Source organism: Pantoea brenneri, assembly GCF_038594305.1.
Lineage (GTDB): Bacteria > Pseudomonadota > Gammaproteobacteria > Enterobacterales > Enterobacteriaceae > Pantoea > Pantoea brenneri.
This window is the reverse complement of sequence record NZ_JBCGBG010000001.1, coordinates 730,630-748,701: the sequence shown is the minus strand read 5'-3', so window position 1 is coordinate 748,701 and position 18,072 is coordinate 730,630. Positions and strand designations below refer to the sequence as shown.

21 protein-coding genes and 2 pseudogenes are annotated in these 18,072 nt (G+C 50.8%); 16 read left to right on the top strand and 7 right to left on the bottom strand.

Annotated elements, in window-relative coordinates; translation table 11 throughout:
• The first annotated feature begins 57 nt into the window (after positions 1-57).
• Entirely contained in the window at positions 58-690 is a 633-nt protein-coding gene (locus tag AABB92_RS03370; protein WP_031375082.1) for a helix-turn-helix domain-containing protein, read from the top strand.
• An 82-nt stretch (positions 691-772) separates the two neighbouring features.
• Here the strand turns inward: AABB92_RS03370 and AABB92_RS03365 are convergent, their stop codons facing one another.
• Entirely contained in the window at positions 773-1,021 is a 249-nt protein-coding gene (locus AABB92_RS03365; protein ID WP_031375081.1) for a hypothetical protein, read from the bottom strand.
• Between the two features lie 308 nt (positions 1,022-1,329).
• On the opposite strand from AABB92_RS03365, the gene AABB92_RS03360 reads away from it, so the two are divergent.
• Positions 1,330-1,530 (top strand): hypothetical protein, encoded by a 201-nt coding sequence (locus tag AABB92_RS03360; RefSeq protein WP_031375080.1) that lies wholly within the window; start codon positions 1,330-1,332, stop codon positions 1,528-1,530.
• Between the two features lie 48 nt (positions 1,531-1,578).
• Here the strand turns inward: AABB92_RS03360 and AABB92_RS03355 are convergent, their stop codons facing one another.
• Positions 1,579-1,797: a hypothetical protein gene (locus AABB92_RS03355; RefSeq protein ID WP_031375079.1), complete on the bottom strand. Its 219-nt coding sequence runs from the start codon at positions 1,795-1,797 to the stop codon at positions 1,579-1,581.
• A gap of 156 nt (positions 1,798-1,953) precedes the next feature.
• Between AABB92_RS03355 and AABB92_RS03350 the strand changes: the two genes are divergently transcribed.
• Together AABB92_RS03350 and AABB92_RS03345 are read left to right on the top strand one after the other, a co-directional pair.
• Positions 1,954-2,277, top strand: a complete 324-nt coding sequence (locus tag AABB92_RS03350; protein ID WP_238585827.1) for a hypothetical protein — start codon at positions 1,954-1,956, stop codon at positions 2,275-2,277.
• 189 nt (positions 2,278-2,466) lie between these two features.
• Positions 2,467-3,351, top strand: coding sequence for a glycosyltransferase family 17 protein (locus AABB92_RS03345; protein ID WP_031375078.1), 885 nt, complete (start codon positions 2,467-2,469; stop codon positions 3,349-3,351).
• 140 nt (positions 3,352-3,491) lie between these two features.
• Here AABB92_RS03345 and AABB92_RS03340 read toward each other — a convergent pair whose 3' ends face one another.
• A complete protein-coding gene (locus AABB92_RS03340; RefSeq protein WP_031375077.1) occupies positions 3,492-3,830 on the bottom strand; it encodes a hypothetical protein in 339 nt (112 codons plus the stop codon).
• A gap of 869 nt (positions 3,831-4,699) precedes the next feature.
• Here AABB92_RS03340 and AABB92_RS03335 point away from each other — a divergent pair.
• Positions 4,700-5,323 carry an acyltransferase family protein gene (locus AABB92_RS03335; protein ID WP_046288254.1) on the top strand — a complete coding sequence of 208 codons (624 nt, stop codon included), beginning with the start codon at positions 4,700-4,702 and terminating at the stop codon, positions 5,321-5,323.
• A gap of 991 nt (positions 5,324-6,314) precedes the next feature.
• Positions 6,315-6,482 carry a hypothetical protein gene (locus tag AABB92_RS03330; RefSeq protein WP_342560936.1) on the top strand — a complete coding sequence of 56 codons (168 nt, stop codon included), beginning with the start codon at positions 6,315-6,317 and terminating at the stop codon, positions 6,480-6,482.
• A 518-nt stretch (positions 6,483-7,000) separates the two neighbouring features.
• On the opposite strand, the gene AABB92_RS03325 is transcribed toward AABB92_RS03330, so the two are convergent.
• The 3 genes and pseudogenes from AABB92_RS03325 to AABB92_RS03315 form a co-directional block, all read right to left on the bottom strand.
• Positions 7,001-7,261 (bottom strand): hypothetical protein, encoded by a 261-nt coding sequence (locus tag AABB92_RS03325; protein WP_152659082.1) that lies wholly within the window; start codon positions 7,259-7,261, stop codon positions 7,001-7,003.
• Between the two features lie 676 nt (positions 7,262-7,937).
• Positions 7,938-8,495: pseudogene (locus AABB92_RS03320) on the bottom strand (integrase core domain-containing protein); the annotation flags it as partial.
• Positions 8,479-8,604 carry a transposase gene (locus AABB92_RS03315; RefSeq protein WP_238585826.1) on the bottom strand — a complete coding sequence of 42 codons (126 nt, stop codon included), beginning with the start codon at positions 8,602-8,604 and terminating at the stop codon, positions 8,479-8,481. The gene AABB92_RS03315 and the pseudogene AABB92_RS03320, both read right to left, overlap by 17 nt.
• A gap of 74 nt (positions 8,605-8,678) precedes the next feature.
• Between AABB92_RS03315 and AABB92_RS03310 the strand changes: the two are divergent.
• A pseudogene (locus tag AABB92_RS03310) lies at positions 8,679-8,951 on the top strand (site-specific integrase); the annotation flags it as partial.
• A gap of 31 nt (positions 8,952-8,982) precedes the next feature.
• Here AABB92_RS03310 and fliE read toward each other — a convergent pair.
• On the bottom strand, positions 8,983-9,294 hold the full coding sequence (gene fliE, locus AABB92_RS03305) for a flagellar hook-basal body complex protein FliE (RefSeq protein ID WP_031377086.1): 312 nt from the start codon (positions 9,292-9,294) through the stop codon (positions 8,983-8,985).
• Positions 9,295-9,526: 232 nt separating this feature from the next.
• Here fliE and fliF point away from each other — a divergent pair, with 232 nt between their 5' ends.
• The 9 genes from fliF (at position 9,527) to fliN (ending at position 18,071) form a co-directional block, all read left to right on the top strand.
• Positions 9,527-11,260, top strand: a complete 1,734-nt coding sequence (gene fliF, locus AABB92_RS03300) for a flagellar basal-body MS-ring/collar protein FliF (RefSeq protein ID WP_046288252.1) — start codon at positions 9,527-9,529, stop codon at positions 11,258-11,260.
• Positions 11,257-12,249 (top strand): flagellar motor switch protein FliG, encoded by a 993-nt coding sequence (gene fliG / locus AABB92_RS03295; RefSeq protein ID WP_031377087.1) that lies wholly within the window; start codon positions 11,257-11,259, stop codon positions 12,247-12,249. Before fliF ends, fliG begins: the two co-directional genes overlap by 4 nt.
• The gene (gene fliH, locus AABB92_RS03290; protein ID WP_031377088.1) at positions 12,242-12,934 is read left to right on the top strand and encodes a flagellar assembly protein FliH; all 693 of its coding nucleotides are present in this window, start codon (positions 12,242-12,244) and stop codon (positions 12,932-12,934) included. Before fliG ends, fliH begins: the two co-directional genes overlap by 8 nt.
• Positions 12,934-14,295 (top strand): flagellar protein export ATPase FliI, encoded by a 1,362-nt coding sequence (gene fliI, locus AABB92_RS03285; RefSeq protein ID WP_046288251.1) that lies wholly within the window; start codon positions 12,934-12,936, stop codon positions 14,293-14,295. Before fliH ends, fliI begins: the two co-directional genes overlap by 1 nt.
• Before the next feature lie 28 nt (positions 14,296-14,323).
• Positions 14,324-14,767: a flagellar export protein FliJ gene (fliJ, locus tag AABB92_RS03280; RefSeq protein WP_031377089.1), complete on the top strand. Its 444-nt coding sequence runs from the start codon at positions 14,324-14,326 to the stop codon at positions 14,765-14,767.
• A complete protein-coding gene (locus tag AABB92_RS03275; RefSeq protein ID WP_031377090.1) occupies positions 14,764-16,044 on the top strand; it encodes a flagellar hook-length control protein FliK in 1,281 nt (426 codons plus the stop codon). The genes fliJ and AABB92_RS03275 overlap by 4 nt, the downstream gene beginning before the upstream one ends.
• Before the next feature lie 129 nt (positions 16,045-16,173).
• Positions 16,174-16,659 carry a flagellar basal body-associated protein FliL gene (gene fliL, locus AABB92_RS03270; RefSeq protein ID WP_031377091.1) on the top strand — a complete coding sequence of 162 codons (486 nt, stop codon included), beginning with the start codon at positions 16,174-16,176 and terminating at the stop codon, positions 16,657-16,659.
• 4 nt (positions 16,660-16,663) lie between these two features.
• Entirely contained in the window at positions 16,664-17,671 is a 1,008-nt protein-coding gene (fliM, locus tag AABB92_RS03265; protein ID WP_031377092.1) for a flagellar motor switch protein FliM, read from the top strand.
• On the top strand, positions 17,664-18,071 hold the full coding sequence (fliN, locus tag AABB92_RS03260; RefSeq protein WP_031377093.1) for a flagellar motor switch protein FliN: 408 nt from the start codon (positions 17,664-17,666) through the stop codon (positions 18,069-18,071). Before fliM ends, fliN begins: the two co-directional genes overlap by 8 nt.
• Position 18,072: the final 1 nt, after the last annotated feature.

Sequence of the window (18,072 nt, the reverse complement as noted above, 5' to 3'; positions counted from 1 at the left end):
TGCTTAAATACCAGGGTTAAGTATACTTAAGTCATTCTTAACCTGAATGTCAAGCAGATGAAAAACGAAACGCTGGGCGACCGTATTCGCCACCGAAGAAAAAACCTGGGGTTAACGCAGAAGCAGTTGGCGGAGCAGGTAAAAGTGTCCCATGTGGCGATCTCACAGTGGGAAAAAGAAGAGACGTTACCGCGCGGTGAGAATCTGTTGCGGCTGGCGGAATCGCTGGGCTGCGCACCGGCCTATCTGATAGATGGCGATGGTCCTGTTTTCAGCGAAAGTGGATTTGCCGGGCTGCATCAGATTCCCTTACTGAATCAGCGCGACGTGGTGCCGTGGCTGAAGGATGCCGGTACGGTGAAATGCGATTTTCTGATGCATAACGATATGGCACTTTCTCAGCGCAGTTTTGCCGTGCGGGTTGGGGAGCTGGCGATGGCGCCTGCCATTTTGCGTGATGATGTGGTGATCATTGATCCGGCGGTATCACCGATGCCGGGTGACAGCGTACTGGCGCTGCAGCAGAACGTTGCGCTGCTGCGCACTTACCGGCTGCGCGAGCCGGAAAACGGCATTACACAGTTTGAACTGGCACCGGTTAACGTCGATTTTCCTTTGATGCACTCTGGTCGCGATGGCCTCAGGCTGGCCGGCACGCTGGTCGAACTGCGTCGTTACCGTCAGCACTGAATAAAAAAACCCGCTGCGATGCGGGTTAATTACTTCAAATTACACACTTTACTACGGCAAATGACGACAAAGGTCAGGCAACTTACAATGCGTCAGTCAGCTTATCCACCACCACATTACCGTGCAGATCGGTCTGCGTGATGCGATAGCCGACACACCATGAGCGGCGGGTGCTCAGTTTGTCGAACAGGGTCACGCCGCCTTTTTTGACACCGTGCGGGTTAACGATGGTCCATTCGGTCACGTCTTCCTGTCCGCGATTTTTCAGGCTCACGGTGCCGTTTTTAATCAGCTGATCATCAGCTTCAATCTTTAAATAGTCTCGTAACATAATTTCAATCTCCTGGTAACGCTGGTCACTATATGCTTTTTACTAATCCGTTCAATCGAATTTATTAATCGATTAATTTGTGACCTGCCGCACGTGAGATAACAGATTTGTCCATTCACGCGTCTGCCTGGCACGGTTAGCATGGTCCCGCTGCACACAGACACGCAACGAATAATGCCGTGCACCACACGAGAGAAAACTCCGATTCAGCCCGCCTCGCGCGGGCTTTTTTTATTTCAGACCGCTCCGTCCCGTCAGGTTGACGACGGCTGGTCTAGACTTAAGACACTGAACAAAAGGAGTTAGCCATGTTTAAACATAAAACCAATGAAGAACGTAAACACGAAGGTGAAGTGAGCAAGAGCCTGCCGGAAGCGGCACCGCACGTAGGCAATGCGTATGAAGAAGACGATCATCCTGCTACTGACGCGCCGAAAGATCACGGCGAAGTGCCACGCAAGAATGACGACAGTCAGGATGATAAAAAAGATCCGTATAAAGCAAGTTGATACGCCGCAACGCGCCCCGTTCAGGGGCGCACCGCTATCGTGACCACGTTAGAGCTTATCGAGATAATTTTCCGGGAATGGCACGCCAGAATGTTCCAGTCGCGACAGCTTCTGCGTGATGTCGTTTCTTATCGTCTCATCGCCGTCCTGCCAGTACGACTTTACTACCGCTAACACCCGTTCAGCGGTTTGCTCAGTGAATCCGGACGGTTCGTCAGCCTGCAGCACCTGATGAATTTTCTCATTCATCTCTCGAAGATTGATCATTTCGCCCTCCTGTCAGAAAAAAGATAAGTATAGTTCAGACCACCCTGAGCGGGATTCGCGCAGTGGCGGGCTAAACAATTTTCACGCCGCACGCTGCTTGCGGATCGTCCTGTAAAGGGCAGTGAGATGAAGGCAAAAGTGACGGGATTTGAACCGATGAAGAAAATAATATTGCTGCTCATGTTGAGCATTACTGCTGGCTGCGTCGATACCGGCCGGGTCGGCTTACATCCGCATCTGCAAACCGCCTATTTTAATGCGCATCCTTATCAGGTGCAGTCCTGCCTGTTTTCAGCCGCGATTAATCAGCGTCTTTCGCTTGAACGGGATGATCCCCTGCCCGGCGGCGCGCAACGCTATAACCTTGAACAAGGTGATGGAACCGTTATCGCCTGGATCGAAACAGACAAATTCAATCACAGCGAAACCAGCGTGAATTTTTTTATGACGCCCAGGCGGCAGATATCCGCGCTGCGGTAGCGACGATGATTGCTGAGTGTAAGAGCGCTGTCTGAGTTCCCTACGCTATCAGGCCTGTTGCTGGTGGATCAGCGGCTGTCTGCTAAGAAATCGTAAGGGTACGATCAAGAATTTAGCTTTTTGTGCTTCATTTTGTCAGATTGCTCTGATAGGTTAGGCCGGTTTATTCTTTGGTGTGTTGTTACTCTGATGATTTATGACTGTTTTTTATACTATGACGAAGACCTGCTGCTGGAGATGCGTTTAAACACCCTTCAGCATGTGGTTGACCGCTTTGTCATTGTTGAATCGCTTTATACCTTCACCGGCAAGAAACGCGAGAAACTCCATTTCGATATCGAAAAGTTTAGCCGCTTCCGCGATAAGATTATTTATGTGGTGAATGATGCGGTACCGACTTTTCATCAGCAGGCGTTTAAATCAAACAGCTCTATGGTTAACGCGGGCGAAACTGACCCGTGGGAAAATGAAACCATTGCACGTAATACCATTATGCGCGGCCTGAAGGACGCCAAAGACGACGACATTATTATTGTGTCAGACGTCGATGAAATTCCGTTACCCGAGGCGATTGAGCAATTCAGCCACCATCATTTATGCACCACGCTGCATCAGCAATATTTCAATTTTAAATTTAACGTGCGGGTGTTAAATGATGACGGCACACCGCGCTGCGCCACCCTGGCAAAAATGGTGACCTATAAAACCCTGTGTCAGTTCTTTGAAGGACAACCGGAACTGCTGCGCAACGTAAAACGCCGTGGGACGTCGATCCGTGAAAACTGGCTTCGCTGGAAGTGGCTCAACTTACGCACCCGGGTGATTAAACAGGGCGGATGGCATTTTTCCTGGGTGATGAGTGATGAACGAATCAGTGAAAAAATGTCCTGTATTTCTCATACGGAGCATGACCGACCGGAATTTAACAATCCGGACCACATCCGACGCTGTGTCGAGAACAATATTGATATCTGGAACCGCCCGCGCAAAATGCAGATTCTGCCGGTGACAAGTGAGCATTTCCCACAGTGGCTGGTTGATAATCAACACCGCTTACGTCATTTAATCAAGTAACGCCGCGCCGCATTCAGCCGGCACTCGCTTCAGTGACTGCGCAGGTCCGGCTGCATTGCCAGGGTCACCGCTACCGCCTTACGCACACAGGCCGTTTTCGCAGGCGGCAGCACAGAATCTTTGCCGCCCTGCCGCGTCCATTATTTCTTTTCGCAATCGTAGCTGCCGCGGATCTTTATCTGACTCTGACTGGTGCGGACGATCTCAGCATCCAACAACGATTTCCCCTCACGGGTCACCAGATCCATATCGATCATGCCTGGCGCTTTGGCGTTTTTGACCCGCCAGTGCAACTTCACGTTATCGTAATCGTCTTTAGCCTTGAGAAAGGTGGTGCTCTTAATCTTCGCACTGTTGCCGTTAACCGTAACCGTCCCCTTCTGGTCGGCTTTCAGGTCGAAAGGCCCACATTGCAGCGCGGTAAATGCAGAAGCAGAAAGAGAGGTCAGTGAAAGTAACCAGATGAACGTTTTTATCATTGTCGCGGCGACCTGCTGATGGCTGATGAAATCGGAACGGCGCGGCGGGCAGTGGGTATGCGCACACTGTCGACGCGATCCTTGTCTGCCAGCAGTATAACTGATGAATATCATTGCAGCTGACGCGGTTACACATCGACTCGCCACACGATCCGCTACAGCATCTGGTTCGCCCGACTGCCGTCAGCTCGCAACAATAGCTGTGAGCAGGTCAGCGCGCTTAGCGCCCTGCGTGTGGATTACTCGCCTGAGATTCACAATACGCCTCAAGGAGTTAGGCTGTGTCTTATCTTGCTCTCTATAATAAATATCTTAGGAGCATTATACTGCCTATATTTCTAAGTTAATAAATGTAGTTATCAGTTTTCTTAAGCATTTAACATAATGTATATATTCTTTTCAAACTGGACCCACCTGTTACACTGCCGCAGCGTTGAGTGTAGTTGTCAGCCTCGAATCGGTGCAAATAGGCACTACTACTGCCCACCAATCGAGCTCACCCATTTTAGGTTATGATCTGCTCCAAAGCACTCGTGGTATAATTGCCTCTTTATGCGCCGAAACTGCCTTTAATAGGCTCTGTATGGATAACCAGTAGTATGGAACGATATCTTAATAAAGATAGGGAAATTCTTAAGGTGATAAAAGTGTGAAGGTAAGAGAAGCTATACATGAACTATCTCGAGGGTTAGTGACTAATCTCCATAAATCATGCCGCAGACTATTCATATAATGACATACTTCAACTACAGAAGTTTTTTACTAACCTGCATGCTAATTTTCATAATGTTTTTTCATTATTCTGCCCCTTTAGGGTATTATGGTTTTAAACGTTACTTATCTTTATTTAATATGTTTGGAATCCAGAAATGACACTTGTAACTAAGAAGAATATGGACATTCAGGCTTTGCGCGCAATAGCCATCATTATGGTTATATTGCAACACTACAGGAATCGGTTACCCTCTCCAGAGTGGTACACGCAAAGTTTTAATTATGTAAGCTATTGGACTGGCGTTGACATTTTCTTGGCGATCTCAGGTTATCTTATGTGCAAAACCTTATCCAGAGATATTAATAAAGGAGGTTCAACAACAGATGCTTTTATAGGTTTCTTCAAGAGGAGATTGTTTAGACTTTTCCCTTGCTTGCTGCTATGGGGTGTACTATCAATTATTTTTTCAGTCAGTGTGGGTTTTTCAGTAGAAAAATCGTTTATAAAGTTTTACACTTCAATTCTTGGATATTCGAACTTAAATTTTTATCAATGTGCTATTGCCAATGTTGATTGTGATCAGATGAATGCTGTTACATGGTCCCTATCTTTAGAGTGGCAATTGTATATATTACTTGCAGTGATAATGATATTTTTAGGCAAATCTAATCTCATTTTAAAATTCGTATTTATTATTATTGCTGCAACCTTCTTGCCTGTAAGCCCCACTTATATTTTATCAATTGGCTGGTGGATCCGGCCACAGGCTTTTTTATAGGCGCCATTATTTTCTTGGCTCAAAATAAAATAAAACCAGTTTCACCCCGTTACCGAACAGTAATAGCTATTATTGCTCTCACTGTTCTTTTTGATTGCTCCTCTCCATTTTAATTATCATTTGACCCTACCCATCATAGGTATCAGTGGTGCATTATTATTATTATTATTATTTCTAATGGGCGGAATTACTATTTTAAAGAATGGTTACCTTTACAACGCTCTAGATTGGATAGGAGATAGATCTTATAGCATCTATCTTTGTCATATCCCATTAATGCATCTTACAAGGGAGACATTGAACAGTTTTCTAATAGAGACTCCCTTTTATCAGAATGAGGTATTTTATTTCCTGATTTTTATATCCATTACAACAGCAAGCTCTAATCTTTCATATAAATACGTAGAGACTTATTTTATTAGTAAGATGAATAAGTTTAATTAATCTGGCACGTTTAGAAAGAACCCAATCATGGCGGAGGAAAATCCGCCTCGATTTTAATTCTCTACTCGACATAGCCCTCCTCATAGCCCATGTCAACCTTAAATAAATATTGATATTGAGGGCTATTTAGATTTAGATTTAGATTTAGATGCTGAACGATATGCCTTAAAAACCTCAGCCATTCTTATCTTTTTAAAAGTTATATTACTTATAAAGATATTAAAAAAGAACATTACGCTTCATCATAAGAGAGCCTGTAATATTACATGACTCCTTACCAGTCTTAATATAATACTCACATAATAAAAAATAATGCTATACATACTTATAATTCAGAAGGTAGGGTTAAGAATGGCACCCCGATATTCCTCTGCACTATGTAATAAATAATGGCATGTACTTTTGATAACATTCTGAGTTTGAACATAAGTCGTCATTCGCATTAAATGCTTAACACTTAATTGCTGAGCATGTGAAATAAAAATGATAAAAGTATAGCGACTTTTCTAACTTAAATTTTAAGTTGGATCAGACTTGCATCACTGACTTGGAATTAGACAGGTACTACTACTACTACTACTACTACTACTACTACTACTACTACTACTACTACTACTACTACTACTACTACTACTACTACTACTACTACTACTACTACTACTACTACTACTACTACTACTACTACTACTTTAGTATGCATCTACAATTATTTTAAGTGTTGATACTATATGCATCAATAAGTTAAACGCGATTTAAACACTAACCCAATAGAAGTTAATTGGTTTTACCAATATTTTTATTGAGGCAGTAACTATAAAGAAAAACACACCCTCATTCAGAACCGCCTAATGGTTTATTATAAAAATGAAGAATACTCATTCGTGACAAACTTACATAACCTCTTTGAATATCATCCGGATTTAGATTGCCTCGCAATACTACTTCATAAGCTGCAACCACTTCTGTTAATTAGAGATGTCCATTACCTCCTTATGATATACACATCATATATTTCGGCCATACGTAATACTACTAACTGATGGACTGGTGTGCAGCGATATCTGAAGCGGAAATCATAAAGTTAGTACCTGAAGTATGACGCAGTCTAACTTTTATTAAACTGTACTATTTACCGAGCGTTAAAACACTTGTTATTCCTCAATGCCATGTCTGTGGATGCTTATTAATAATTAAATTTATTTTTGCAGGCCAGAATTCTGAGCAAGAGTTTATCTATTTTTTTAAAAATATTGATTTCCCTACGTTTTTCAAAGCTTCCATGTAAGCTAAGTTTAACGCACCAAGTTCATTATAGACAAATGAAACCAAAGAAAAACTTTTCCCATTTAAATCATAATTGATCAATAATTTATGCATGTCCGGAGTTAAATTTGACAGAGGGTTTTCACCCGCTTCCATCAGCAACTTTATGATTTCGTGTTTAGAGTTAATCTCGGCTTTAAGTGTATTAAGGTGAACGATAGAATTTTCCATTTGCATAGCTCATATCATAATAGTCAACCCCTTAATTATACAATTAAGAAAGTTCTTATTGAAGGTATAAAAACTCACAATGCTGTGAGAAAAACTCACAACCTTTCTTATCCATTGAATTAACTTACTTTTATGAGTCAGACCACCTAAAAACACCCATAATTTATCATCATTATGGTAGGAGATCGTAAAAACCTCCTTAGTCGGAGGCCTTTGTGAAAAGACACCTAAGATGTATTATATGACTAAAATTGGCTGCACTTCAGTCGATGGCTAAAGATAATGCGAACGGACGTTTTTCTGCACCGATTATGGCTGTTTAAAAAGTCTCTCACGGTAATTGTATTAGCTGGTGGCGGGGGTAACTAAGTTTTATAAAAGTTCAATAAATCGGCAGTTTTTAGTTGTGGAGTAACAGCGCGGGGAGAATTGAACTCACCATCTACTTCAACCTATCGCCGGATCGGCAGAAGTCATTTTACTCGGTTAAACTACGGCGCTGTACTCCACTGCAGCTAGCTTACTTTCGTAATGAGCCAACCTCAATAGCAGCTGCTGATTTATTCCATGATTATCATCATACCAAAACATCCCTGCATCGTTTTTGTAACACTAGATGCGAGTGATTTTATCCGCAATTGAAGTGGTGACCTGACCCCAGCCTTAGATGCAACGATCAGTTAGTAATGTCGGTTTGATTACCTTCTAATTTTCTCTTTCTCCAGCCCGCTGCAAATTCAGATTGTGTCTGGTAATTCAGCGACGAATATGGACGGCACTCGTTATAATCCTGCCGCCAGTGATTAATGATTTCCCTGGCGTGAACAATATCGCTGAACCAGTGTTCATTCATGTATTCATCCCGAAAACGGCCGTTAAAGCTCTTAATCAATCCGTTCTGCTTTGGCTTCCCCGACTGGATTAAGCGCAACTCAACACCATGCTCGAAGGCCTATCGATCGAGCGCGCGATAGGTAAATTCCGGGTCCTGATCGGTTCTAATCATCGCAGGATAGCCGCGAAACAATGTAAATATATCCAGAATGCGTGTCACCCGAGCCTGTAATACCGAATGCAGTGATGATAGTCAGGCACTCCCTGGTGAAGTCATCCACACAGGTCAGGCACTTAATCCGACGGCCGCTCCCCAGTGCATCCAGGGCAAATCCATCGGCCAGGTCAGGTTCGGTGCATCCGTGTGCAGAAGAGCAAGCCGCTCAGTCGCCAGGCTTAAAAAGTGACGCTGAAATAGCATGCCTACAGCAGAGTTCCCGGGACGAAACCCCGGCTTCGGCCTCGCGGAGGATACTGATGATCTGTTCGTCGGAAAATCGCTTTTTCATGGGGATGTCCTCACGTGACTGATGAAGACATTACTAACATAGCGGTGTGTTAATCAACGGGGTGCAGGTCAGAGTCACTCGGACAGAAATGGACCGGCGCACAGAGGCGGGCAGGACTTCATTACCGGAAAGCCTATCAGTCCCGTCATACGTTCGCATGCTGGGCACTCTCAGCAGGCGCAAACCCGAACTACGTCGCTTCGCAAATGGGTCACTCCGATGCGCAGATGGTGTACCGGGTTTATGGCGCCTGGATGTCAGAGAACAATACGGACCAGCTATCACTCATCAACACGAAAATGAGCGATCTTGTGCTACATACGTGCCCCACTAAAGTGGTAGTATGATAAACCTTAATAGTTTCAGACAGTTAACCGCCTAAACCTGCATATTCATAATATCGCTATACGCCGACACCAGCTTGTTCCTGACCTGAATCCCCATCTGCATAGAAATAGACGATTTCTGCAGATCGACCATCACATCGTTCAGCGCGATACCGGGTTTCCCCATCTCAAAATCCTGCGCCTGGCTACGGGCGGTGGTTTGCGTCTCGCTGATCTTATCCAGCGCAGCTTTCATGGTGGCGCCAAAATCGATCTGGTTAGGGGCTTCGTTGCTGCGGTTGCTCGCCTGCAGCGAGGTGACCTGAAGCTGTTGCAGTACGCCGTCGATTGCCTGAATGGACATTAACGATACCTCATATAAAAGAGTGGGGTTTTTCTGTGTTCAAAAATCTAACACGTTGTCAATGAGACAAAGGCGCTAAATGACAGCAAAAAACCCGGCTTATCCAGCCATCGAATTTTTGGTTTCAACAAATAATGCCTGGCATTGAAGTGGAAATTTTATCTACGCAGGTCAGGGAGTCTGTTTTGCCATCTCAACTAACCCGGTCAATTACGTCAGGCAGGAATCGGTCATGAATGCGAGTGCAGCCGCCACACAAGATCAAGAAAAGAAAGGCTTCGGTGACCTTCTCGCTCGCCTGCGCGCAAATCCGCGTATTCCTTTAGTCGTCGCCGCCGCCGCCGTTATCGCTATCGTGATTGCGATGGTGCTGTGGGCCAAAGCGCCCAGCTACAGCGTTCTCTATAACAATCTGTCGAATGAAGATGGCGGTGAAATCGTCACGCAGCTGACGCAGATGAATATCCCCTATCGCTTCGCCGAAAATGGTGGTGCGCTGATGGTGCCGGATGAGAAGGTGCATGAGCTGCGTCTGCGTCTGGCACAGCAGGGTCTGCCGAAAGGCGGCTCAGTTGGTTTCGAACTGCTGGATAAAGAGAAGTTCGGTATCAGCCAGTTCAGCGAGCAGGTCAACTATCAGCGCGCGCTGGAAGGCGAGCTGGCTCGCACCATCGAATCGCTGGGTCCGGTAAAAACCGCCCGCGTCCATCTGGCGATGCCTAAACCCACCTTATTTGTCCGTGAGCAGAAAGCACCGTCGGCATCAGTCACCTTAACCCTGCAGCCTGGCCGTGCACTGGATGAAGGTCAGATTCAGGCCATCGCCCACATGGTTTCCAGCAGCGTGGCGGGTTTACCGCCGGGTAACGTTACCGTGGTCGATCAGACCGGTCGCCTGCTGACCCGTTCCGATAGCGTCGGCCGCGATCTGAATGATGCTCAGCTGAAGTATGCCTCTGATGTTGAAACGCGTTATCAGCAACGTATCGAAGCGATCCTGAATCCGATTCTGGGCCAGGGCAACGTGCATGCGCAGGTTACCGCGCAGATCAACTTCGACACCAGCGAGCAGACGGATGAGAAATATCAGCCTAATGCGAATCCATCTGCTACCGCGATTCGCTCGCGTCAGACCAGCACCAGCGATCAATCAGGCAGCCCTTATCCGGGCGGCGTACCGGGCGCATTGTCCAACCAGCCTGCGCCAGCCAACACCGCGCCGGTCAATGCACCCGCAGCTAACGGCCAGAATGCCAACGGTCAGAACGCCAATGGTCAGAATGCTAACGGACAGAATAATGCCGGCCAGACCACCAGCACCGCCGCGGCCAGCGGCACGCCGACCAACTCACGCCGTGATGATACGGTTAACTATGAGCTGGACCGCACTATTCGTCATACCAAGCTTAACGTCGGCGATGTCCAGCGTCTGTCGGTGGCGGTGGTGGTCAACTATCGCGAAGACGATAAAGGGAAAGCGGTTGCGCTGAACGAACAGCAACTGAAGCAGATTGAAGACCTGACCCGTGAAGCGATGGGCTACTCCCAGACCCGCGGCGACAGCGTGAACGTGGTGAACTCGCAGTTCAATACCACCGAACCGACGACCGGTGATCTGCCCTTCTGGCAGCAGCAAGCGTTCTTTGATCAGCTGATGAATGCCGGTAAATGGCTGTTGGTTGCTCTGGTTGCCTTCATTCTGTATCGCAAGCTGGTCCGTCCGCATCTGGTGCGTAAGCAGGCTGCGGAGAAAGCCGCTGCAGAAGCTGCTGCTGCCCGTGCCGCTGAACCGGCAGAAGAAGAAGCCTATAGCGTTCAGCTCAGCAAAGATGAGCTGGATCAGGAACGTAAGTCTAACAACCGCATGAGCGCAGAGGTGATGAGTCAACGCATCCGCGACATGTCTGAAAACGATCCGCGCGTTGTTGCGCTGGTGATTCGCGAATGGATGAGTAAAGAGCTATGAGTCTGACCGGAACCGAAAAAAGCGCCATCCTGATGATGACTATCGGCGAAGAGCGCGCAGCGGAAGTTTTCAAACACCTGAACCAGCGTGAAGTGCAGCACCTGAGCGCCGCGATGGCCAACATGCGTCAGGTCTCGCACAAGCAGCTGACGGAAGTGTTACGCGAGTTTGAAGCCGATGCCGAGCAGTTTGCGGCGCTGAGCCTTAACTCCAACGATTACCTGCGTTCGGTGCTGATCAAAGCACTGGGCGAAGAGCGCGCCTCCAGCCTGCTGGAAGATATTCTCGAAACCCGCGAAACCACCAGCGGGATGGAGACGCTCAACTTTATGGAGCCGCAGGCGGCTGCCGACCTGATCCGCGACGAGCATCCACAGATCATCGCCACCATCCTGGTCCACCTCAAGCGTGGTCAGGCGGCGGATATTCTGGCGCTGTTCGACGAGCGTCTGCGTCACGATGTGATGCTGCGTATCGCCACCTTTGGCGGTGTCCAGCCAGCGGCGCTGGCCGAACTGACCGAAGTGCTCAACGGTCTGCTGGACGGTACCAACCTCAAGCGCGCGAAGATGGGCGGCGTGAGAACCGCAGCCGAGATCATCAACCTGATGAAGACGCAGCAGGAAGAAGCGGTTATCGAAGCAGTACGCGACTTCGACGGCGAACTGGCTCAGAAAATTATCGACGAGATGTTCCTGTTCGAAAACCTGGTGGAAGTGGACGACCGCAGTATCCAGCGCCTGTTGCAGGAAGTGGAGTCCGAGCAGCTGCTGGTTGCACTGAAAGGTGCCGAACAGCCGCTGCGCGAAAAATTCCTCAAAAACATGTCAGCCCGTGCGGCCGATATCCTGCGCGACGATCTGGCCAACCGCGGTCCGGTGCGGATGTCGGCGGTGGAAAACGAGCAGAAAGCAATCCTGCTGGTGGTGCGCCGCTTAGCCGAATCGGGCGAGATGGTGATTGGTGGTGGCGAGGAAACCTATGTCTGATGCATTTTCTGCCCGCCCATGGCAACTGTGGCAGCCGGCCGATCTAGGCCGCTTCGACCAGCCTGAACCGGAGCCGCTGCCCGAGATCACCGAATTTGATTCCGGGGTTGATGAGCAGCAGCAGCTGCTCGAACGCCAGCAACAGCAGATGCGTAAAGAGGCGCAGGCTCAGGGCTACAACGAAGGTCAGCAGCAGGGTTTTGCCGAAGGTCAGAAAAGCGGTTATGAAGCCGGTTTTCAGCAGGGTCTGGCAGATGCTCAGCAGCAGCACGCGCCGTTACAGGCGCGGATGCAGCAGCTGGTCACTGAGTTCCAGAACACGCTGGAGTCGCTGGACAGCGTTATCGCCTCGCGCCTGATGCAGCTGGCACTTGAAGCCGCCCGCTCGGTAATTGGCCAGGCGACTGCGGTCGATGGCAGCGCCCTGCTGCGTCAGATTCAGGGATTACTGCAGCAGGAACCGATGTTCAACGGCAAGCCGCAGTTGCGGGTGCACCCGGACGATCTGCAACGTATCGAGCAGACGCTCGGCCCGACGCTCGACCTGCACGGCTGGCGTTTACTGGCGGACAGTACCCTGCATCCAGGCGGCTGTAAACTCAGCGCCGAAGATGGCGATCTGGATGCCAGCGTGGCGACGCGCTGGCAGGAACTGTGCCGCCTTGCCGCGCCAGGAGAAGTGTAATGACCACTCGGCTCAATCGCTGGCTGGGCGCGCTCGACGCGTTCGAAAAGCGAATTGCTCAGGTTCAGCCGGTTCGCCGTTACGGGCGACTGACCCGTGCCACCGGCCTGGTGCTGGAAGCGACTGGCCTGCAGTTACCGCTCGGCGCGACCTGCATCATTGAACGTAATGATGGCAAAACCATCAGCGAGATCGAAAGCGAAGTGGTGGGATTCAACGGACAAAAACTGTTGATGATGCCGCTGGAAGAAGTGGATGGCATTTTACCGGGCGCGCGGGTGTACGCACTGCAGAACGGTGAAAACCCGCAGGCCGGTAAGCAAATGCTGCTGGGTCCGCAGCTGCTGGGCCGGGTACTGGACGGCAGCGGACGCCCGCTGGATGGCCTGCCGTCACCGGATACCGGTTACCGCGCGCCGCTGATCACCCCGCCGTTCAACCCGCTGCAGCGTACCCCGATTACCGATGTGCTGGACACCGGCGTTCGCGCCATTAACGCCCTGCTGACGGTAGGACGCGGCCAGCGTATGGGCCTGTTCGCCGGTTCGGGCGTCGGTAAAAGCGTACTGCTCGGCATGATGGCGCGCTACACCGAAGCCGACGTGATTGTGGTCGGGCTAATCGGCGAACGTGGCCGCGAAGTAAAAGATTTTATCGAGAATATTCTCGGTGCCGAAGGCCGCGCGCGTTCGGTGGTGATCGCCGCGCCGGCTGACGTTTCGCCGCTGCTGCGTATGCAGGGTGCCGCCTACGCCACCCGCATCGCCGAAGATTTTCGCGATCGCGGCAAACATGTGCTGCTGATCATGGATTCCCTGACCCGCTACGCCATGGCGCAGCGTGAGATCGCGCTGGCGATCGGTGAACCTCCGGCCACCAAAGGCTATCCACCGTCGGTGTTCGCCAAGCTGCCGGCGCTGGTGGAACGCGCCGGTAACGGCATCGACGGCGGCGGCTCGATTACCGCCTTCTATACCGTGCTGACCGAAGGCGACGATCAGCAGGACCCGATTGCTGACTCGGCGCGCGCCATCCTCGACGGTCACATCGTGCTGTCGCGGCGGCTGGCAGAAGCCGGTCACTATCCGGCGATCGATATTGAAGCCTCAATCAGCCGTGCGATGACCTCGCTGATTGATGAAAACCACTATGCGCGCGTACGCCAGTTCAAGCAGTTGCTGTCCAGTTTCCAGCGTAACCGCGATCTGGTCAGCGTGGGCGCCTATGCCGCAGGCAGCGACCCGATGCTGGATAAAGCGATCAAACTCTATCCGCAGATGGAAGCCTTTTTGCAACAGGGCATTTTCGAACGCAGCGATTATGACGACGCCTGCCTGCATCTGCATGCGCTGTTCGGCTAATCGACGCGATTAACGCGAGGTAACGGCAATGAAAACTGCAAATGCCATCGACACGCTACGCGATTTAGCGGAACAGGATCTGGAACGCGCCGCCATCTATCTCGGCGATATGCGTCGCGGTCAGCAGGCTGCCAATGAGCAGCTGACCATGCTGCTCGACTACCAGGACGAATATCGCAACAAGCTGAATGACGATATGTCGACCGGGATTGCCAGCACCCGCTGGACCAACTACCACCAGTTTATTCAGACGCTGGAAAAAGCGATCGATCAGCACCGCAACCAGCTCAATAACTGGAACCAGCGTCTTGAGCAGGCGCTGATCAACTGGCGTGAGAAACAGCAGCGGCTGAACGCCTATCAGACGCTGATCACCCGGGCAGCGGAAAATGCATTACGACAGGAAAACCGTCTCGACCAGAAACGGATGGATGAATTTGCCCAACGGGCCGCTTTGAGGAGAGGCGAATGATTACGCTGCCAAACATTGCCATGAAAGCGGCGGTGAAAACCGACGCGGATACATCAGTTTCAACCGATGCAGCTGCCGGCACCGATGCCCTGCCGCACGACTTTCTGACCGCGCTGGGAAACCAGTTGCTGAGCCTGGCGAAACAGCAGGGAAAAGCGGCGCAATCGGCTGATCTCAAAACAGAAAGCGACACCGATGCGCAGCCTGGCGCACCACTGAATGCCCTGATCGCCGCACTGGATAATCCGGCGGCGCTAAGCGCACTGTTTAAGCCGGAAAATATTAAAGCCGGCACAAAATCAGCCGATGATAAAGACAAGTCAGAAGCCGCGCCCTTAAGTGCCAGCGATATGCAAAATGTGCAGGCGCTGTTCGCCATGTTACCGACCACGCCGGCCGCCACCAGCGCAGCCGTCAGCCCGGTCAGTGAGGCGCAGGGTGAACTGGCTGTCCAGAACGACAGCGCGCGCAAAAGCCTGACGTCACTGGCACAGATGCTCACCGGCAGCGATCAGGCGAGCAAAGAACCCGGCGCGGAGAGTTCGCCTGGGGTTAAAACCGCCGCGCTGAATGCGCCCGCGGTGAGTAGCACAGCCAGCCAGAGCAGCACGGCTGCGGTGAACAGTAACAGCCTCAGCCCCGAGCAGACGCTGGATAGCAGTTTTCAGCAGGTGCTGAGCAATTTAACCCGACAGGACGATCAGGCCGCCATCAAAGCCAGTGCCAGCGATAATTCGCTGATCGCCAGCACGCCGATCTCCAGCGCCAGCAGCCTGGCGCCGCCGGTAATGGCGTCGTCGACCACCAGCACGCCCTCGACCCCGATGCTGAATGCGCAGCTGGGCAGCGATGAGTGGCAGCAGGCGTTAAGCCAGCAAATTGTGATGTTCAGCCGCAACGGTCAGCAAAACGCCGAATTGCGCTTACATCCGGCAGACCTGGGCGCCATCCAGATCAGCCTGAAACTGGATAACGACCAGGCACAAATTAATCTGGTTTCCGGCCATAGCCACGTCAGAGCGGCGCTGGAAGCCGCGATTCCGCAGCTGCGCAGTGCGCTGGCAGAGAGCGGAATCCACCTGGGTGAGAGTCAGGTCAGCAGTGACAGTTCCGCGCAAGGCCAGAACTTCCAGCAACAGCAGGAGGCGCGCCGCGATGGACAGCATGGCCGCTTCTCTCTCGCTCAGGATAGTGACACCGACATCACGCCGATTGCCGTTCCCGCCGCTCTTCAGGCGCGGGTAAACGGTAATGGCGCGGTCGACACTTTTGCCTGATAGCGACAAACGCTGAAGGTAAGCGTAAAACCCGCGTCTTTTCTTCCCATTGTTTGACTTAAGACGCGGGATAATCTGTCCAAGTGAGCCGAGAGGCTTGCCCATAATTCACAGGAAGTAACTGCAAACATGTCTGATAACGCGAAAGCTAAAGGCCGCAAACGTAAACTCTTAATTCCGGTGTTGCTCATTGTGACGCTGGCCGCTTGCAGCGTGGCAGGCTATGCAGTCTGGCGAATGATGAATAAACATGAGGGCGATAAGCCGGAGGTGGCGAAAGTCGAACCGCCTCCCGCCCCGGTCTTTTTTGCACTTGATACATTTACGGTTAACCTGGTCAATCCCGACAACGATCCTGACCGCGTGCTGTACGTAGGCTTTACCCTGCGTCTGGCCGATGAGGATACACGGCGTCGGTTAAATGACTATCTGCCTGAGGTGCGCAGTCGTCTGCTGCTGCTGCTCTCGCGTCAGAGCGCTGCGGCGCTGGCGACGGAGCAAGGAAAGCAAGCGCTTGTTGAACAAATCAAACAGGCGCTGGCACCACCACTGGTAAAAGGTCAACCTCCGCAGGCCGTGAACGATGTGCTGTTTACTGCCTTCATTTTGAGGTGAATCAATGGGCGATAGCATTCTCTCCCAGGCTGAAATTGACGCCCTATTAAACGGCGACAGTGGCAGCGCGGAAGAAGAAAAGAAACAAAACGGGCCGGAAGGCGATATTCGTCCTTACGACCCGAATACCCAGCGCCGCGTGGTGCGCGAGCGTTTACAGGCGCTGGAGATTATTAACGAGCGTTTTGCCCGTAGTTTCCGTATGGCGCTGTTTAACCTGCTGCGTCGTAGCCCGGATATCAGCGTCGGCGCGATCAAGATTCAGCCGTATCACGAGTTTGCCCGCAACCTGCCGGTGCCGACCAACCTGAACCTGATCCACCTGAAGCCGCTGCGCGGTACGGCGCTGGTAGTGTTTTCACCCAGTCTGGTGTTTATCGCGGTTGATAACCTGTTCGGTGGCGATGGTCGCTTCCCGACCAAAGTAGAAGGTCGCGAGTTTACCCATACTGAGCAGCGCGTTATCCGTCGCATGCTGAAGCTGGCGCTGGACGGTTACAGCGACGCATGGAAAGCCATTTATCCACTGGACGTCGAGTATGTGCGTTCAGAGATGCAGGTGAAATTCACCAACATCACCACTTCACCGAACGACATCGTGGTTAACACGCCGTTCCAGGTGGAGATTGGTAACCTGGTGGGTGAATTTAATATCTGCATTCCGTTTTCAATGATTGAGCCGCTGCGCGAACTGCTGGTCAATCCGCCGCTCGAGAACTCGCGCCAGGAAGATAACCACTGGCGTGACAACCTGGTAAAACAGGTGCAGCACTCAGAGCTGGAACTGATTGCACACTTTGCCGAAACCTCGCTGCGTCTGTCACGGATTTTGCAGCTGAAGCCCGGCGACGTGCTGCCGATTGAGAAACCGGAACGCATTATCGCCCATGTCGATGGCGTGCCGGTCTTAACCAGCCAATATGGCACGATGAATGGCCAATATGCCCTGCGTGTCGAACACCTGATTAACCCGATTTTGAATTCGCTGAACGAGGAACAGCCCCATGAGTGACAGTAATAAGCCGTCTGACGATATCTCTGCGGACGATCTGTGGGCTGAAGCAATGAATGAGCAGACCGGCAGCAGCAGCGCCCCGCAAACCGATGACGTGTTTAAGTCATTCGAGAGCGGTAACGTTTCTGGCTCACTGCAGGATATCGATCTGATCATGGATATCCCGGTCAAACTGACCGTGGAACTGGGCCGTACCAAGATGACCATCAAAGAGCTGCTGCGTCTGGCGCAGGGTTCAGTGGTGTCGCTCGACGGCCTGGCAGGCGAACCGCTGGATATTCTGATCAACGGTTACCTGATTGCTCAGGGTGAAGTGGTGGTGGTCAACGACAAATATGGCGTGCGCATCACTGACATTATTACTCCGTCCGAACGTATGCGTCGTCTGAGTCGCTGAG

Excerpts from the sequence above, each read along its gene's own strand:
- fliL (WP_031377091.1), top strand. The coding sequence starts at position 16,174 with ATGTCTGATAACGCGAAAGCTAAAGGCCGCAAACGTAAACTCTTAATT.
- fliI (WP_046288251.1), top strand. The coding sequence starts at position 12,934 with ATGACCACTCGGCTCAATCGCTGGCTGGGCGCGCTCGACGCGTTCGAA.
- fliM (WP_031377092.1), top strand. The coding sequence starts at position 16,664 with ATGGGCGATAGCATTCTCTCCCAGGCTGAAATTGACGCCCTATTAAAC.
- AABB92_RS03350 (WP_238585827.1), top strand. The coding sequence starts at position 1,954 with ATGAAGAAAATAATATTGCTGCTCATGTTGAGCATTACTGCTGGCTGC.
- fliH (WP_031377088.1), top strand. The coding sequence starts at position 12,242 with ATGTCTGATGCATTTTCTGCCCGCCCATGGCAACTGTGGCAGCCGGCC.
- AABB92_RS03325 (WP_152659082.1), bottom strand. The coding sequence starts at position 7,261 with ATGGAAAATTCTATCGTTCACCTTAATACACTTAAAGCCGAGATTAAC.
- fliE (WP_031377086.1), bottom strand. The coding sequence starts at position 9,294 with ATGTCCATTCAGGCAATCGACGGCGTACTGCAACAGCTTCAGGTCACC.
- fliN (WP_031377093.1), top strand. The coding sequence starts at position 17,664 with ATGAGTGACAGTAATAAGCCGTCTGACGATATCTCTGCGGACGATCTG.
- fliJ (WP_031377089.1), top strand. The coding sequence starts at position 14,324 with ATGAAAACTGCAAATGCCATCGACACGCTACGCGATTTAGCGGAACAG.
- AABB92_RS03275 (WP_031377090.1), top strand. The coding sequence starts at position 14,764 with ATGATTACGCTGCCAAACATTGCCATGAAAGCGGCGGTGAAAACCGAC.
- AABB92_RS03355 (WP_031375079.1), bottom strand. The coding sequence starts at position 1,797 with ATGATCAATCTTCGAGAGATGAATGAGAAAATTCATCAGGTGCTGCAG.
- fliF (WP_046288252.1), top strand. The coding sequence starts at position 9,527 with ATGAATGCGAGTGCAGCCGCCACACAAGATCAAGAAAAGAAAGGCTTC.
- AABB92_RS03370 (WP_031375082.1), top strand. The coding sequence starts at position 58 with ATGAAAAACGAAACGCTGGGCGACCGTATTCGCCACCGAAGAAAAAAC.
- AABB92_RS03335 (WP_046288254.1), top strand. The coding sequence starts at position 4,700 with ATGACACTTGTAACTAAGAAGAATATGGACATTCAGGCTTTGCGCGCA.
- AABB92_RS03365 (WP_031375081.1), bottom strand. The coding sequence starts at position 1,021 with ATGTTACGAGACTATTTAAAGATTGAAGCTGATGATCAGCTGATTAAA.
- fliG (WP_031377087.1), top strand. The coding sequence starts at position 11,257 with ATGAGTCTGACCGGAACCGAAAAAAGCGCCATCCTGATGATGACTATC.
- AABB92_RS03315 (WP_238585826.1), bottom strand. The coding sequence starts at position 8,604 with ATGAAAAAGCGATTTTCCGACGAACAGATCATCAGTATCCTCCGCGAG.
- AABB92_RS03345 (WP_031375078.1), top strand. The coding sequence starts at position 2,467 with ATGATTTATGACTGTTTTTTATACTATGACGAAGACCTGCTGCTGGAG.
- AABB92_RS03340 (WP_031375077.1), bottom strand. The coding sequence starts at position 3,830 with ATGATAAAAACGTTCATCTGGTTACTTTCACTGACCTCTCTTTCTGCT.
- AABB92_RS03360 (WP_031375080.1), top strand. The coding sequence starts at position 1,330 with ATGTTTAAACATAAAACCAATGAAGAACGTAAACACGAAGGTGAAGTG.